The sequence below is a fragment of the Streptomyces sp. NPDC007088 genome (assembly GCF_042869355.1).
Classification (GTDB): Bacteria; Actinomycetota; Actinomycetes; order Streptomycetales; family Streptomycetaceae; genus Streptomyces.
Map to the genome: position 1 here is coordinate 239,751 of NZ_JBIAFO010000008.1, position 15,626 is coordinate 255,376.

The 15,626-nt window shown below is 70.7% G+C and carries 13 protein-coding genes and 2 tRNA genes; 5 read left to right on the top strand and 10 right to left on the bottom strand.

Annotation, left to right across the window (positions count from 1 at the left end; translation table 11 throughout):
- Positions 1 to 155: 155 nt before the first annotated feature.
- The 3 genes from ndk to ACFYMP_RS15610 form a co-directional block, all read right to left on the bottom strand.
- Positions 156 to 569 (bottom strand): nucleoside-diphosphate kinase, encoded by a 414-nt coding sequence (gene ndk / locus ACFYMP_RS15600; RefSeq protein WP_388856549.1) that lies wholly within the window; start codon positions 567 to 569, stop codon positions 156 to 158.
- 234 nt (positions 570 to 803) lie between these two features.
- The gene (locus ACFYMP_RS15605; protein WP_388856552.1) at positions 804 to 1,163 is read right to left on the bottom strand and encodes a DUF4233 domain-containing protein; all 360 of its coding nucleotides are present in this window, start codon (positions 1,161 to 1,163) and stop codon (positions 804 to 806) included.
- A 5-nt stretch (positions 1,164 to 1,168) separates the two neighbouring features.
- A complete protein-coding gene (locus tag ACFYMP_RS15610; protein WP_388856554.1) occupies positions 1,169 to 2,707 on the bottom strand; it encodes a bifunctional folylpolyglutamate synthase/dihydrofolate synthase in 1,539 nt (512 codons plus the stop codon).
- Positions 2,708 to 2,825: 118 nt separating this feature from the next.
- Here ACFYMP_RS15610 and ACFYMP_RS15615 point away from each other — a divergent pair, with 118 nt between their 5' ends.
- Both ACFYMP_RS15615 and ACFYMP_RS15620 read left to right on the top strand, forming a co-directional pair.
- Positions 2,826 to 3,836, top strand: a complete 1,011-nt coding sequence (locus tag ACFYMP_RS15615; RefSeq protein ID WP_388856557.1) for a rod shape-determining protein — start codon at positions 2,826 to 2,828, stop codon at positions 3,834 to 3,836.
- Positions 3,837 to 3,949: 113 nt separating this feature from the next.
- Positions 3,950 to 4,477, top strand: coding sequence for a hypothetical protein (locus ACFYMP_RS15620; RefSeq protein WP_388856560.1), 528 nt, complete (start codon positions 3,950 to 3,952; stop codon positions 4,475 to 4,477).
- A gap of 73 nt (positions 4,478 to 4,550) precedes the next feature.
- On the opposite strand, the gene ACFYMP_RS15625 is transcribed toward ACFYMP_RS15620, so the two are convergent.
- Positions 4,551 to 7,172 carry a valine--tRNA ligase gene (locus ACFYMP_RS15625; protein ID WP_388856563.1) on the bottom strand — a complete coding sequence of 874 codons (2,622 nt, stop codon included), beginning with the start codon at positions 7,170 to 7,172 and terminating at the stop codon, positions 4,551 to 4,553.
- Between the two features lie 166 nt (positions 7,173 to 7,338).
- On the opposite strand from ACFYMP_RS15625, the gene ACFYMP_RS15630 reads away from it, so the two are divergent.
- The gene (locus ACFYMP_RS15630; RefSeq protein WP_388856566.1) at positions 7,339 to 8,352 is read left to right on the top strand and encodes a hypothetical protein; all 1,014 of its coding nucleotides are present in this window, start codon (positions 7,339 to 7,341) and stop codon (positions 8,350 to 8,352) included.
- 109 nt (positions 8,353 to 8,461) lie between these two features.
- On the opposite strand, the gene clpX is transcribed toward ACFYMP_RS15630, so the two are convergent.
- The 5 genes from clpX to ACFYMP_RS15655 all read right to left on the bottom strand — a co-directional run bounded on the left by clpX (position 8,462) and on the right by ACFYMP_RS15655 (position 13,362).
- Positions 8,462 to 9,751, bottom strand: coding sequence for an ATP-dependent Clp protease ATP-binding subunit ClpX (clpX, locus tag ACFYMP_RS15635; protein ID WP_363145214.1), 1,290 nt, complete (start codon positions 9,749 to 9,751; stop codon positions 8,462 to 8,464).
- 162 nt (positions 9,752 to 9,913) lie between these two features.
- Positions 9,914 to 10,585, bottom strand: coding sequence for an ATP-dependent Clp protease proteolytic subunit (locus ACFYMP_RS15640; protein WP_363144960.1), 672 nt, complete (start codon positions 10,583 to 10,585; stop codon positions 9,914 to 9,916).
- 53 nt (positions 10,586 to 10,638) lie between these two features.
- Positions 10,639 to 11,244, bottom strand: coding sequence for an ATP-dependent Clp protease proteolytic subunit (locus ACFYMP_RS15645; protein WP_388856747.1), 606 nt, complete (start codon positions 11,242 to 11,244; stop codon positions 10,639 to 10,641).
- A gap of 428 nt (positions 11,245 to 11,672) precedes the next feature.
- Positions 11,673 to 13,055 carry a trigger factor gene (gene tig / locus ACFYMP_RS15650; protein ID WP_388856569.1) on the bottom strand — a complete coding sequence of 461 codons (1,383 nt, stop codon included), beginning with the start codon at positions 13,053 to 13,055 and terminating at the stop codon, positions 11,673 to 11,675.
- 230 nt (positions 13,056 to 13,285) lie between these two features.
- A tRNA-Pro gene (locus ACFYMP_RS15655) sits at positions 13,286 to 13,362 on the bottom strand.
- Positions 13,363 to 13,500: 138 nt separating this feature from the next.
- Here ACFYMP_RS15655 and ACFYMP_RS15660 point away from each other — a divergent pair.
- A tRNA-Gly gene (locus ACFYMP_RS15660) sits at positions 13,501 to 13,571 on the top strand.
- Between the two features lie 99 nt (positions 13,572 to 13,670).
- Here ACFYMP_RS15660 and ACFYMP_RS15665 read toward each other — a convergent pair.
- Entirely contained in the window at positions 13,671 to 13,865 is a 195-nt protein-coding gene (locus tag ACFYMP_RS15665) for a hypothetical protein (RefSeq protein WP_388856572.1), read from the bottom strand.
- A 565-nt stretch (positions 13,866 to 14,430) separates the two neighbouring features.
- On the opposite strand from ACFYMP_RS15665, the gene ACFYMP_RS15670 reads away from it, so the two are divergent.
- Positions 14,431 to 15,579: an acyltransferase family protein gene (locus tag ACFYMP_RS15670; RefSeq protein WP_388856575.1), complete on the top strand. Its 1,149-nt coding sequence runs from the start codon at positions 14,431 to 14,433 to the stop codon at positions 15,577 to 15,579.
- The last annotated feature ends 47 nt before the right edge of the window (positions 15,580 to 15,626 follow it).

A 15,626-nucleotide genomic window follows, 5' to 3' on the forward strand; every position in this document is an offset into this window, starting at 1 on the left:
CGCATATGCCAGAAGGCGACCGGAATTTCCGGTCGCCTTCCGCGGCGCCGCGCCCCGAATGGGCTGAGGGCGCGTCAGTATTTTTTTCCATTTCGATACGCGGACCGCCCGGGGCGCGTGTCGCCGCCGGTGCGCGGGACCGAATGGGCGACCGCTCAGAAACGGCCCGGGAAGAAGATCTTCAGCTCGCGCTCGGCGGACTCCTCGGAATCCGAGGCGTGAATCAGGTTCTCGCGGACGATGGTGCCGAAATCGCCACGGATGGAACCGGGGGCGGCGGCGATCGGGTCGGTCGGGCCGGCGAGCGTGCGGACGCCCTCGATGACGCGCTCCCCCTCGACGACGAGCGCGACGACCGGGCCGGACAGCATGAACTCGACCAGCGGCTCGTAGAACGGCTTGCCGATGTGCTCGGCGTAGTGCGTCTCCAGGGTCGGCAGGTCCAGGGTGCGCAGCTCCAGGGCCGTGACGCTCCAGCCGGCCTTCCGCTCGATCCGGCCGACGACCTCGCCGATCAGGCCGCGGCGTACGGCGTCGGGCTTGAGCAGGACGAGGGTGCGCTGGGACATGTGCGGCTCCTTGGAACACGGGAAAAGCGGGTGCGGTGCGGACGCGGGGCCCGGGAGTGCGGACGCGGTGGTCCGGCGGTGGTGCGGTGGTGCGGTGGTGCGGTGGTGCGGTGGTCCAGAGGTTATACGGAGCGGCGCAAGCCGACACACGCAGGCCCGGCCGGGGCTTTTGCCTCGGCCGGGCCGGTGGGTGCCGTGCGGGACTTCACGAAGGCCCCCGGGGGCGCCCGCGGCTCATCCCGGCTGGGGTTCGCCCTCCGCCTCGGCGAGCGCGGCCCAGCGCGCCTTCGCCTCGTCGATCTTGCGGCCGTAGTGCACCGAGGCCCACCACAGTCCGCCGAAGGCCGCGCCCAGGATGAACATCATGGGGACGACGAGCCCGCTCACGAACAGCGCGATCTGGAGGACCCAGCCGAGCTGCACCCCGCCGGGCCGGGTCACGAAGCCGCACAGCAGGAGGCACAGCAGCATGGCGACGCCGCTGACCGTCCAGACCGTGGCCTGGGTGAGGTCCTCGTTCTTCATCGCGACGAGACCGGCGAAGCCGATGATGAGGAACTCGCCGATCAGAGTGGAGGAGCAGAGCATGCGCACGGCGTTCAGCCCTTCTTTCCGAGGAGCAGCCGGGCCTCGCCGACCGTGATGACGGAGCCGGTCACCAGGACACCGCCGCCGGAGAACTCGCCCTCCTCCTCCGCGAGGGTGATGGCCTCCTCCAGCGCGTCGTCGAGGCGGGGTTCGACCTGGACGCGGTCCTCGCCGAACACCTCGACGGCGAGGGCGGCCAGCTCGTCGGGGTCCATCGCGCGGTGGCTGGTGTTCCGGGTGACGACGACCTCGGCGAGGATCGGCTCGAAGGCTTCGAGCAGTCCGCGCGCGTTCTTGCCCTCGCTCACGCCGATCACGCCGATGAGCCGGCTGAAGTCGAAGACCTCGCTGATCGCCTCGGCGGTGACCCGCGCCCCGGCCGGGTTGTGCGCCGCGTCGAGCAGCACGGTCGGGGAGCGCCGTACGGTCTCCAGGCGGCCCGGGGAGGACACGGCGGCGAAGGCGGTGCGCACGGTGTCGAGGGCGAGCGGTTCGGGGCGCTGGGAGCCGACCCCGAAGAACGCCTCGACGGCGGCGAGGGCGACGGCCGCGTTGTGCGCCTGGTGCGCACCGTGCAGCGGGAGGAAGACCTCCTCGTACTCCCCGCCCAGTCCCCGCAGGGTCAGCAACTGGCCGCCGACGGCGACCTGCCGGGAGACGACGCCGAACTCCATGCCCTCGCGGGCGACGGTGGCGTTCTTCTCGACGGACTTCTTGAGGATCACCTGCGCCGCGTCCACCGGCTGCTGGGCGAGGACGACGGTCGCGTCCTGCTTGATGATCCCGGACTTCTCCCCGGCGATCTCGCCGGTGGTCGAGCCGAGCCGGTCGGTGTGGTCGAGGTCGATCGGGGTGATCACGGCGACGTCCCCGTCGATGACGTTGGTCGCGTCCCAGCTGCCGCCCATGCCGACCTCGACGACGGCCACGTCGACGGGCGCGTCGGCGAAGGCCGCGTAGGCCATGCCGGTCAGCACCTCGAAGAAGGACAGCCGGTACTCCTGGCTGGTGTCGACCATCTCGACGTAGGGCTTGATGTCGCGGTACGCCTCGACGAAGCGTTCCGCGGCGATCGGCGCGCCGTCCAGCGAGATGCGCTCGGTGATCGACTGGACGTGCGGCGAGGTGTAGCGGCCGGTGCGCAGGTCGAAGGCGGCCAGCAGCGCCTCGATCATGCGGGCCGTGGAGGTCTTGCCGTTGGTGCCGGTGATGTGGAGGGAGGGGTAGGCGCGCTGCGGTTCGCCCAGGACGTCCATGAGGGCCGCGATCCGGGTGACCGAGGGCTCCAGTTTGGTCTCGCCCCAGCGGCCCGCGAGCTCGGTCTCGACCTCGCGCAGCGCCCGGTCCACCTCCGGGTCCTCGGGCCGGTCCGGGATGTCGGACTCGGGCGGTCCGGCCTGGGTGCGCAGGGTACGGCTGCCGGCCTCGATGACCGCGAGGTCCGGGTCCCTCTCGGTCTCGGCTCCGACGATTGCCTCGAAGTCGTCGCGGGGGCCGGACGCGTCCTCGGCCTCGGCGCTGTGGTCGTCGTGCGGGGGGAGCTCACTCACCACACCAGTCTACGGAGCGCGCGACGATCACCGCCCGGACCCCGGCCGGAGAACTCGCTCTGCCCGACAGCTGGTCCTCCTACCCGTCGGGGCCCGCAATCAGGCACACTTGGCGATCATGGACATAGGCATTGATCTCGGGACCGCGAACACCCTGCTGTACGTACGGGGTCAGGGCATCGTGCTGAACGAACCCTCGGTCGTGGCGGTGCGGCAGGGGCGCAAGGGCCCGAGCCTCGCGGTCGGCACCGAGGCGAAGGCGACGCTCGGCCGTTCCCCCGGCTCCATCACCTCGATCCGGCCGCTCCAGGACGGGGTGATCAGCGACTTCGAGGCGGCCGAGGACATGATCCGGTACTTCATCCGGAAGGTGGCCCCGCGCCGCTCCACCCGTATCCGTCTCGTGGTGTGCGTGCCCAGCGGGGTGACGCCGGTGGAGCGCCGGGCCATCGTGCAGGCCGCGCGGCAGGCCGGGGCCCGTACCGTGCACGTGATCGAGGAGCCGATGGCGGCGGCGATCGGCGCGGGCCTGCCCGTCTCGGAGCCGCGCGGCTCGATGGTCGTGGACATCGGCGGCGGCACGACGGAGGTCGCGGTGCTCTCGCTGGGCGGGGTCGTCACGGCGCGCTCCCTGCGAGTGGGCGGGCACCGGCTCGACGTCGCGGTGACCGACCACGTGCGCAAGGAGCACGGCCTGCTGATCGGTGAACGCACCGCCGAGGACGTCAAGATCGCGATCGGCTCGGCCTGGCCGGTCCCGGAGGACCCGGAGCTGGAGAAGCGGACGTACGTGGTGCGCGGCCGGCAGAAGGTCGCGGGCCTGCCGCAGATGCTGGAGCTGACCGCCCCGGACGTACGGCGGGCGCTGGACGAGCCGGTGGAGGCGATGATCCGGGCGCTGCGCGAGACCCTGGAGGAGTGCCCGCCGGAGCTGGCCGGCGACCTCATGGAGTACGGGATCGTGCTGACCGGCGGCGGGGCGCTGCTGCCGGGTCTGGACCTGCGCATGGCCTCGGCGACCGGGATACCGGTGTTCGTGGCCGAGAACCCGCTGGACAGCGTCGCGCTGGGCTGCGGCCGGTGCGTGGAGGACTTCGACACCCTCAACCGTGTGCTGACCCTGGGCTGAGCGGCGCCCTCGCGCGAGCCGGGCGGGCCCCCGCTGGGCCGTTGAGGGGACACGGCGTCCGCACGCGGCGCGGTGACCCGGTATGCACGTGGACTAATAGTGCAATTCGCCCCATGTGGTACGCGCAGAATCCGGGCCGTGCGGTCCGTCAGCTCGCGGGGGACCTCGCCGTGTTGCTGTGGGTCACCGGCTGGGCCCTGGCGGCAGCCGTCGTGCACCGTACGTCGGGCCGGATCACCGAACTGTTCGGCGGGGACGTGGCGAAGGCGGTGCGCGGGCTGCCCGGCCCCGTGGAGCTGCTGGGTCTCCTGGACCCCTCGCTGTGGCCCCTGGTGGTGTCGGTGGCCGGGGTGGCGGTGTTCCTGCTGCTGACGGTGCCGGTCGTCGGCTGGTGGCTGCCGCGCCGGCTGCGCTGGCACCGCAGGGCGACGGCGGCGCACGAGCTGGCCGCGTCGGCGGACGGCCGGGAGCTGCTGGCCCTGCGCTCCCTGATGCGCCCACTGGACGACGTGGCCCGCACCGCCTCCCTCGCGGGCGCGACCCCGGGCGCCCTCGCCGAGGGCTGGCGGGACGCCGACCCGGAGACCCTGGACGCCCTGGCCGAGGCCGAGTTGGCGCGCCTGGGCCTGCGGGGCGCCTGACCTCCCGGCACACGCGTGAGGGCCCGGCCGCCTCGGAGCGGCCGGGCCCTCACGCGTACCGGGTCTTCGCGGGTCAGGCCGCCGGCAGCCCTTCCAGCTGGTTCTGGAGGCGCTCGATGTCGGCCTCCGCCTTGCTGAGCCGGGTGCGGATCTTGTCGACGACCTTCTCGGGCGCCTTGCCGAGGAACTCGGCGTTGCCGAGCTTGCCCTCGGCCTGGGCCTTCTCCTTCTCCGCGGCGGCGAGGTCCTTGGTGAGCCGCTTGCGTTCGGCGGCCACGTCGATCGTGCCGGACAGGTCGAGGGCGACCCGCGCACCGGAGACCGGCAGGGTCGCGGTGGCCGTGAAGCCCTCGCCCTCCGGCTGGAGGCGCAGCAGCTGGCGGATGGCCGCCTCGTGCGCGGCGAGCGCGGTGCCCTCCAGGCTCAGGCGCGCGGGCACCCGCTGGCCGGGCTGGAGCCCCTGGTCGGCGCGGAAGCGGCGGACCTCGGTGATGACCTGCTGGAGCGTGGCGATCTCGGCCTCGGCCCCGGCGTCCCGGAAACCGGAGTCGGCCGGCCATTCGGCGATCACGAGGGACTCGCGGCCGGTGAGCGTCGTCCACAGCGTCTCGGTGACGAAGGGGACGACCGGGTGCAGCAGCCGGAGCGTGACGTCGAGGACCTCGCCGAGCACCCGGCGGGCGTCCTCGGCGGGCTGTCCGCCGGCCTGGAAGGTGGTCTTGGACAGCTCGACGTACCAGTCGAAGACCTCGTCCCACGCGAAGTGGAAGAGCAGGTCGGAGAGTTTCGCGAACTGGTAGTCCTCGTAGTACGCGTCGGCCTGCGCGACGACCTCGCCGAGCCGGGAGAGAATCCACCGGTCGGTCGCCGACAGCCGCTCGGCGGGCGGCAGTTCGCCCTCGACCGTGGCGCCGTTCATGAGCGCGAAGCGGGTCGCGTTCCAGAGCTTGTTGGTGAAGTTGCGCGAGCCCTGGACCCACTCCTCGCCGATCGGCACGTCGACGCCGGGGTTGGCGCCGCGCGCGAGGGTGAAGCGCAGCGCGTCGGAGCCGTACTTGTCCATCCAGTCGAGCGGGTTGACCGCGTTCCCGAAGGACTTCGACATCTTCTTGCCGAACTGGTCGCGGACCATGCCGTGCAGCGCGATGGTGTGGAACGGCGGGGTGCCGTCCATCGCGTACAGGCCGAACATCATCATCCGGGCGACCCAGAAGAACAGGATGTCGTAGCCGGTGACCAGGACCGAGTTCGGGTAGAACTTCGCGAGACTGTCGGTCTGTTCGGGCCAGCCGAGGGTCGAGAAGGGCCACAGGCCCGAGGAGAACCAAGTGTCGAGGACGTCGGTCTCCTGGTGCCAGCCCTCGCCTGCGGGCGGCTGCTCGTCGGGGCCGACGCACACCGTCTCGCCGTTCGGGCCGTACCAGACGGGGATGCGGTGGCCCCACCACAGCTGACGGGAGATCGTCCAGTCGTGGAGGTTGTCGACCCAGTCGAAGTACCGCTTCTCCATCTCCTGCGGGTGGATCTTGACCCGGCCGTCGCGGACCGCGTCACCGGCGGCCTTCGCGAGCGGGGCGACCTTGACCCACCACTGCATGGACAGGCGCGGCTCGACGGTCGTCTTACAGCGCGAGCAGTGGCCCACGGAGTGCGTGTAGGGGCGCTTCTCGGCGACGACGCGGCCCTCGGCGCGCAGGGCGGCGACGATCGCGGAACGGGCCTCCATGCGGTCCAGGCCCTCGAAGGGGCCGGGCACGGTGATGACGGCCCGCTCGTCCATGACGGTGAGCATGGGCAGGTCGTGCCGGCGGCCGATCTCGAAGTCGTTGGGGTCGTGGGCCGGGGTGACCTTGACCGCTCCGGTGCCGAACTCGGGGTCGACGTGCGCGTCGGCGACGACCGGAATGGTGCGGTCGGTCAGCGGCAGCCGGATCTGCCGGCCGACGAGGTGGCGGTAGCGCTCGTCCTCGGGGTGGACGGCGACGGCGGTGTCGCCGAGCATCGTCTCGGCGCGGGTGGTGGCGACGACGATGCTGTCCTCGCCGTCTCCGTAGCGCATGGAGACGAGTTCGCCGTCGTCGTCCTGGTACTCGACCTCGATGTCGGAGATGGCCGTCAGACAGCGCGGGCACCAGTTGATGATGCGCTCGGCGCGGTAGATCAGCTCGTCCTCGTACATCTTCTTGAAGACGGAACGGACGGCCCGGGACAGGCCCTCGTCCATCGTGAAGCGCTCACGGGACCAGGCGACGCCGTCGCCGAGGCGGCGCATCTGGCCGGAGATCTGGCCGCCCGACTCGCCCTTCCACTGCCACACACGCTCGATGAACGCCTCGCGGCCGAGGTCGTGCCGGGACTTGCCCTCCTTGGCGAGTTCCCGCTCCACGACGTTCTGCGTGGCGATACCGGCGTGGTCCATGCCGGGCTGCCACAGCGTCTCGTAGCCCTGCATGCGCTTGCGGCGGGTGAGGGCGTCGATCAGCGTGTGCTCGAAGGCGTGGCCGAGGTGCAGGGAGCCGGTGACGTTGGGCGGGGGGATGACGATGGTGTACGGCGGCTTCTCGCTGTGCTCGTCCGCCTCGAAGTAGCCCCGCTCCACCCAGCGCTCGTACAGCTGCCCCTCTACGTCGGCCGGCGTGTACTGGGTCGGCAGTTCGGAGGTGGGCGCTGGAGTCTGCTGAGAGTTCTCGGTCACGCCGCCAGTTTAGAGGTCCCCGGACGGTGCGCGGAAACGGGTTCTCGGGGTCACGGGCGCGTTCCGATCACGGCGGTCTCGGTAACAGTGCGGCACCGGGAACGCCGTGCGCCGGTCCGCTCGGCCAGGATGTCGGGGACGCGACAGCTACGGAGGGACCCCAGTCATGAGCAGCGACCAGCCGGGCCCCCACGGGGGAGAGCAGCCGCAGCCGGCGAACCCGTACGGGCAGCCAGGCCCTTACGGACAGCAGCCGCCTGCTCCCCCGCAGGGACAGCCCGGGTACGGCCCCCCGCACCAGGCCCCGCAGGGCGTACCGCGGCAGGGCCCCTACGGGCAGCCGGGACAGGCGGGGCCCTACGGCGCCCCGCGGCAGCCGGGCCCGTACGGGGACCCGGGGCAGCCGAACCCCTACGGGGGCCCGCAGCAGCCCGGCCCCTACGGGCAGCAGCCGCCCGCCCCGCCGGTGTACGGCGGTCCGGGGACCCCACCCCCCGCGGGCGGCGGCAACGGGAAGCGGACCGGGCTGATCATCGGCGGGGTCGCCGTGGTCGCGGCGGTCGCCGTGGGGGCCTATGTCGCGTTCGGGACCGGTGACGGGGGCTCCTCGGTCGCGGACGACGGTCCGCACAAGCTGACGACACCGGCGAAGGTGCTGGGCGAGTACCAGCGCTTCACCCCGCAGAAGGCCCCCGAACCCGCCTCGGACAGCGATGCGAAGGACCTCGCGCACAGCGGGGTGAGCGACGCCAAGGCCGTCAGCGCGACGTACACGACCGTCGACCTCAGCGACCCGTCGAGCGTGGACCCCGAGGAGGCCGCGGCCGGCAAGGCGCTCTCCTTCGTCGGGCTGTTCGGCAAGGTGAAGGACCCCGAGGAGGCGGTGGACGCGACCTTCGCGCAGATGCGCAAGTCCAAGGACGACGACAAGCTCAAGCTGCTCGGCGACCCGGAGGCGGTGAAGCCCGACTCGCTCGACGGCGCGGTCATGAAGTGCCAGAAGGTCGAGGCGCCGAACTCCACCACGGGCAAGACCGTGCGGCAGTACATGTGCCTGTGGGCGGACCACAGCACGATCGGTCTCGTCGTCCCCGCCGACGGCGCGACCGAGACGCTGAGCCTGGACGACTCGGCCAAGGTCGCCGCCGACCTGCGCGGGGACGTGCGCGTCAAGCTCTGAGCCGTACCGTGTCACAGACGACGAGGGAGGGCCCGGTCCACTGGGACCGGGCCCTCCCTCGTACGCAGTGAGTCAGGCAGGTACGGCCGCGGGGCCGCGGCCTTGGGCCTCAGGCCGACTTCTGCTCCCCCGGTCCCCGGCCGCCGCGCGCCTCGCGCGGGATCAGGGTGGGGTTGACGTTGGAGCGGACCACCTCGGAGGTGATGACGACCCGGCCGACGTCCTGGCGGGAGGGGACCTCGTACATCACCGACTGGAGGACCTCCTCCATGATGGCGCGCAGTCCGCGGGCGCCGGTCTGCCGCAGGATCGCCTGGTCGGCGATGGCCTCCAGCGCCTCGCGCTCGAACTCCAGCTCCACGCCGTCGAGTTCGAACAGCCGCTGGTACTGCTTGACCAAGGCGTGCCGCGGCTCGACGAGGATGCGCAGCAGGGCCTCGCGGTCCAGGCTGTGCACCGAGGTGACGACCGGGAGCCGGCCGATGAACTCGGGGATCATGCCGAACTTGACCAGATCCTCCGGCATGACCTCGCGCAGGTGGTCGCTGGACTCGATCTCCCGCTTCGAGCGGATCGTCGCACCGAAGCCGATGCCCTTGGCGCCGGCCCTGGCCTCGATGATCCGTTCCAGACCGGAGAACGCGCCGCCCACGATGAAGAGCACGTTCGTCGTGTCGATCTGGATGAACTCCTGGTGCGGGTGCTTGCGCCCGCCCTGCGGCGGTACGGAGGCGGTGGTGCCCTCCAGGATCTTCAGCAGGGCCTGCTGGACGCCCTCGCCGCTCACGTCGCGGGTGATCGACGGGTTCTCGCTCTTGCGCGCGACCTTGTCGATCTCGTCGATGTAGATGATCCCGGTCTCGGCCTTCTTGACGTCGTAGTCGGCCGCCTGGATCAGCTTGAGCAGGATGTTCTCGACGTCCTCGCCGACGTAGCCGGCCTCGGTGAGCGCCGTGGCGTCCGCGATGGCGAACGGCACGTTGAGCATCCGGGCGAGCGTCTGGGCCAGGTGTGTCTTGCCGGAGCCGGTGGGGCCCAGCAACAGGATGTTGGACTTCGCCAGTTCGATGGCGTCGTCCCGCCCCGAGGGCCCGCCGTTCTCTCCGGCCTGGACCCGCTTGTAGTGGTTGTACACCGCGACGGAGAGGGCCTTCTTCGCCGGTTCCTGACCGACGACGTACCCCTCCAGGAACTCGTAGATCTCACGGGGCTTGGGGAGTTCCTCCCACCGCACCTCGCTGGTCTCCGCGAGTTCTTCCTCGATGATCTCGTTGCAGAGGTCGATGCACTCGTCACAGATGTACACACCGGGGCCTGCGATGAGCTTCTTGACCTGCTTCTGACTCTTTCCACAGAACGAGCACTTGAGCAGATCGCCGCCGTCACCGATGCGTGCCACGAGGTGCTTCCCCTTCGCCTGGGAGACGCGCGCGTGCGACGACTCCTGGTGCCTCATACCCGACGGTACCTTGCCCGGCCCCCCGTCCGGGCCCCCCTTGGCACGGTTCGCTTCTCACGCTCCGGCCGAGGAGGGTCCAGGGGGTAGTCCGCTGCCGCCGATTCAGGCGGCGGAACCCACCACCTTACGCGGGGTGGTGATCTGGTCGACCAGGCCGTAGGCGAGGGCGTCCTCAGCCGTCAGGATCTTGTCGCGCTCGATGTCGTCCCGGATCTTCTCGATCGGGGTGGTGGAGTGCTTGGCCAGCATCTCCTCCAGCTGCGAACGCATCCGCAGGATCTCGTTGGCCGCGATCTCCAGGTCGGAGAGCTGCTCGCGGCCGGTCTGGCTGGAGGGCTGGTGGATCAGCACACGGGCGTTGGGCAGTGCCATGCGCTTGCCGGGGGCGCCGGCGGCCAGCAGGACGGCGGCGGCCGAGGCCGCCTGGCCCATGCAGACCGTCTGGATGTCCGGCTTCACGAACTGCATCGTGTCGTAGATGGCGGTGAGCGCCGTCATCGATCCGCCGGGGCTGTTGATGTAGATGGAGATGTCCCGGTCCGGGTCCATCGACTCCAGGCACAGCAGCTGGGCCATGACGTCGTTGGCCGAGGCGTCGTCGATCTGCACGCCGAGGAAGATCACGCGCTCCTCGAAGAGCTTCGCGTAGGGGTCGTACTCGCGCACGCCCTGCGAGGTGCGCTCGACGAAGCGCGGGACGATGTACCGGTTGTCGACCTGCGGGCCGGTGTAGAGGCCGCTGGCGGAGAAGTTGCTCATCTGTGTGTTCACCATCCTGGTGGCGTTCTGGCGGGGTGTCTCGCGGGGGCGAGTGCGGCGGTGGGTGCTCAGGCGCCCGTGCCGCCGCCGCCGGGAACGCCCGAGGCGGCGGAGATGATCTCGTCGATCAGGCCGTACTCCTTGGCCTGCTCGGCGGTGAACCAGCGGTCGCGGTCACCGTCCCGGATGATCGTCTCGATCGACTGTCCGGAGTGCCGGGCGGTGATCTCGGCCATGCGGTTCTTCGTCCGCAGGAGGTACTCGGCCTGGATCTTGATGTCCGAGGCGGTGCCGCCGATGCCGGCGGAGCCCTGGTGCATCAGGATGTCGGTGTTCGGGAGGGAGAACCGCTTGCCGGCGGTGCCGCCGGTGAGCAGGAACTGCCCCATGGAGGCCGCCATGCCCATCCCGATCGTGATGACGTCGTTGGGGATGTACTGCATGGTGTCGTAGATGGCCATGCCCGCGGTGACCGAGCCGCCGGGGCTGTTGATGTAGAGGTAGATGTCCTTGTCCGGGTCTGCCGCCAGGAGGAGCATCTGTGCGGTGATCTTGTTGGCGATGTCGTCGTCGACCTGCTGACCGAGGAAGATGATTCGCTCGCCGAGCAGTCGGCTGTAGACCTGGTCGCCGAGGCCGCCACCGCTGAAGGTCTCGCCGGCGGCGGAGGGCATCAGATTCGTCACGTATCCACCTGCTCGTCTTAACGACGGCGCCGGGCCGTCTCACGTCTTCTGCTGGAGCCTGGGACCCCGTGTCGCGCCACCGGTGGGCGGCGTGTGGGGACTCCCCTGCCCTCGTATTCATGGACCCTAACGCGCGGCTCGCCGCAGGCCATCCCGCATGGGGAACTGTTCGCTGTGAGCGCATGTTCCGGCGGCGGAGCGAGACAGGTCGTTCGCCGCGCTTCCCTCGTCCTCAAGCACCGGACGGGCTTGTTCCGGGCGCCGGACGGGCTTGTTCCGGGCGCGCGGGAGGACGTCCGCGCGGATCACTCTCCTGAGCCCGTCCGGCGCTTGGGGACACGGCCGGAGGCCGGGACACCGGGAAAGGGGCAGGGGCCCCGGGGACGGTGTCCCCGGGGCCCCTGCGACGGCCCTGATTACTTGGCTTCGGCCTCGACGGCCTCGGCCTCGGCGTCGTCGGCGGAGGCGGCCTCGGTGGCCTCCTCCTCCTCGTCGTCCAGGTCGACGATCTCGCCGTTGGTGTCCTTGACGGTCGCGGCCTCGACCACGGTCGCCAGCGCCTTGCCGCGCGCGACCTCACCGACGAGCATCGGCACCTGGCCGCCCTCTACGACGGCCTGCGCGAACTGGTCGGGGGACATGCCGGAGGAGGCCGCACGGCGCAGCAGGTGCTCGGTGAGCTCCTCCTGGCTGACGTTCAGCTTCTCGCGGGAGACCAGCTCGTCCAGGACGAACTGGGTCTTGATGCCCTTGACCGCCTGCTCCTCGGTCTCGGCCTGGAACTCCTCGGCCGTCTTGCCCTGGATCTCCAGGTACTTGTCCAGCTCCAGACCCATCTGCGGGAGCTGGTGGTGCTCCAGGTTGTGGGTGCGGGTCTGGATCTCGTCGGCGAGCAGCTTCTCGGGGACCGGGACCTCGACCAGTTCCAGCAGCTTCTCCAGGACGCGCTCCTGGGCCTGCGTGGCCTGGTCGTACTGCTTCATGTTCTCCAGCCGCTTGCGGCTGTCGGCACGGACCTCGTCCAGCGTGTCGAACTCGCTGGCCAGCTGGGCGAAGTCGTCGTCGAGAGCGGGCAGCTCGCGGGCCTCGACCTTGGACACCTTGACGGTGATCTCGGCCTGCTTGCCGGCGGCCGAGCCGCCCTTCAGCTCGGAGGTGAAGGTGGTCTCGCCACCGGCCTCCAGGCCCTTCACGGCCTCGTCGATACCGTCGAGCAGCTCGCCCGAGCCGATGGTGTAGGCGACGTCGCTGGCGAGGCCGTCCTCCAGCACCTCGCCGTCGACCTTGGCCTCCAGGTCGATCGTCACGACGTCGCCGTCCTCGGCGGCACGCTCGACGGTGGAGGTCGAGGCGAAGCGCTCACGCAGCTCCTCGACGGCCTTGTCGACGTCCTCCTCGGAGACGTCGACGGCGTCCACCTCGACCTCGATGCCGGAGTAGTCCGGGATCTCGATCTCGGGCCGGATGTCGACCTCGGCGGTGAAGGAGAGCAGTTCGCCGTCCTTCAGCTCCTTGATGTCGACCTCGGGCTGTCCGAGGACGTTCAGCTCACCCTCGTTGACGGCCTCGGTGTAGAACTTCGGAAGCGCGTCGTTGACGGCCTCCTCGAGCACGGCGCCACGGCCGAAGCGCTGGTCGATGACGCGGGCGGGGATCTTGCCCTTGCGGAAGCCCTTCACCGTGACCTGCTCGTTGATCTTCTTGTACGCCGCGTCGAGGCTGGACTTGAGCTCCTCGAAGGGCACCTCAACAGTGAGCCGAACCCGGGTCGGGTTCAGGGTCTCCACGGCGCTCTTCACGGTTAGGTCTCCTTGTGGCTGACTTCTGGGGTACTGCGCGGCCGCACCGTTCGTGCGGACGGGCCGATGAGGGGCCGGGCCCGGGAGTGCAGACACGTACTTCAGACACGCAGACACACGGGCACGCAGCTTGCATAGTAACCGTGCGCGGGATGAGACCCGCAACGCGCTCGTACGGCCGGCCCCCACCGGGCCGGGGCCGCTGCCTGACGCGCCGCGCGTCGTGATGCTGGTCGGGGTGGCCGGATTCGAACCGACGACCTTCCGCTCCCAAAGCGGACGCGCTACCAAGCTGCGCCACACCCCGCAGGTGCGGATCGTAGGGTACATGCCCGCAGGCCACGCCGTGCCTGTGCCGCGCGACCGGGCCGGGGTGTGCGAGCACGGGCCCCGACCCGCTACGATGCTCCTCGTGTCCCGGACCGCGCGCCGTGACACCGCGTATGCGGGCGTAGCTCAATGGTAGAGCCCTAGTCTTCCAAACTAGCTACGCGGGTTCGATTCCCGTCGCCCGCTCTGCACGCCGAGAGGCCCGGACGTCCTGGACGTCCGGGCCTCTCGCGCGTCCGGGCCCGCCCGGCTCCGGGGCGCGGGGACGCCCCGGAGCGGCCCGGGTCAGAAGTTGACCGAGCTGATCATGTCCGCTATCGAGTCGAGGAAGCGGCGGATGGACGGGGCCATGCCGCTGGAGGCGAGGAAGAAGCCGAAGAGGACCGCGACGACGGCGGGTCCCGCTTTGATGGAGCCGCCGCGGATCAGCACCACCAGGACGACCGCCAACAACACCACCACAGACAGTGAAATGGCCACAACTGATCACACCCTAGGTCGGTCCGCTCCCGGCCCGGGGGGTACGAGGCCGCACACCCCCGCCAGAACCATCGTGCCACCAACGGGCCTCAGTCATGCGGCCCGTGACGCATCGTCGGCCATGCGTGCGGGTGCCGGAGGTCGGCTTCACGCCATGAACGCGCCGGTGGCGCGCGGGGCGGGGCGGTGTGACCGGCCGCCGCCGGGGGCCTGGAATTCGGCTTGATCGTTTTCAGGGACCGGCTCGGGAAGTCCCGGGCAGTACCGTGGGGGACAGAGATCGTCGCCGGTTTTCACAAGGGTGCCCGTATGCCCGGGAAGCCCTCGCCGAAACCGGGGTAACCGGCCGTACGCGCAGGTGTGATGGCTGTCGTGTGCCGTGCCGGCCGTGGCGCGGCAATAGCGGGCAGACGCGTACGGAAGTCCAGTGAGAGCGAGCGGGAGGCCGCCCGGGGGGCGGAATCCCCGACGAGGCCGAGGGACCGCGCATGCACGACCGTTTCGCCCGCACCGTCATTTCCGGGGCGTTCGCGGAGCCCGTCCCGCCGCCCGGCGGGGGCGCCGCGTGAACCCCGGGGAGCGCGAGTCCGTCCAGGTCAGGGGCGCTCTCCCGGCCGGGCGTGCGGGCCTCGCGGGGCACCGCGGCGGGGCTGACGCGAATTCCACGCCCCCGGCGCCGGCCGCGCGCGGTTCCCGGACGGCCGGCGGGGGCGGGAAAATCCGGGAGCCCTTCTTCGACAATGCGAAATACCTCGCGATCGTCCTGGTCGCGATGGGGCATTCCTGGGAGCCGCTGCTCGCGCGCAGCCGCCCGCTGCTCGCGCTCTATCTGACCGTCTACGCCTTTCACATGCCCGCCTTCGTCCTCATCTCGGGCTACCTCTCGCGCGGCTCGGACCTGAGTCCGGGACGGGCGCGGAAACTCGTCACGACGGTGGCCGTGCCTTATGCGGTCTTCGAATGCGCGTATGCGGTGTTCCTGCGGCTCACGGACCCCTCCGGGCACGCGCCGGTCAGTCTGCTCGACCCCTGGTGGCTCGACTGGTTCCTGATCGCGCTGTTCGTGTGGCGGCTGACGACCCCGCTCTGGCGGGTGCTGCGGTGGCCGCTCCCGGTCGCCGTGGCCTGCGCCGCGCTCGCCTCCCTCTCCCCCGGGATCGGCGATGACCTGGACCTTCAGCGGGTGCTGCAGTTCCTGCCGTACTACGTGGCCGGGCTGTCGCTGCGCCCCGCCCATTTCGCGCTGCTGCGCCGGAAGTGGCCGAAGATCGTCGCCGTACCCGTGTTCACGGCGGCGCTGGGCGCCGCGTACTGGCTGGCGCCGCGCCTGCCGTACGCCTGGCTGTACCACCGGGAGAGCGCGCAGGAGCTGGGGGCGCCGTGGTGGAGCGGGGTGCTGATGACCCTGGCCCTGCTGGTGTGCTCGCTCGTGCTGACGGCCTGCTTCCTGGCCTGGGTGCCGCGCCGGGCGGCCTGGATCACGCGGCTGGGGGCGGGGACGATCGGCGGCTACCTGTTGCACGGCTTCCTCGTGAAGACCGCCGTCCACCTGGGGCTGTACCGGCAGGACTGGGTGCGCACCGGGTGGGGCGGGGCGGTGGTCACGCTCGCGGCGGGTACGGCGGTCAGCCTGCTGTGCGCCTCCCCGGTCCGGCGGGCCTTCCGATGGGTGCTCGAACCCCGGCTGAAGTGGGCTTTCCGCACCGGCAGTTGAGGCCGACGGGTCGCACGGACCGTAAGGGACCGGGGCGGTCCACCCCC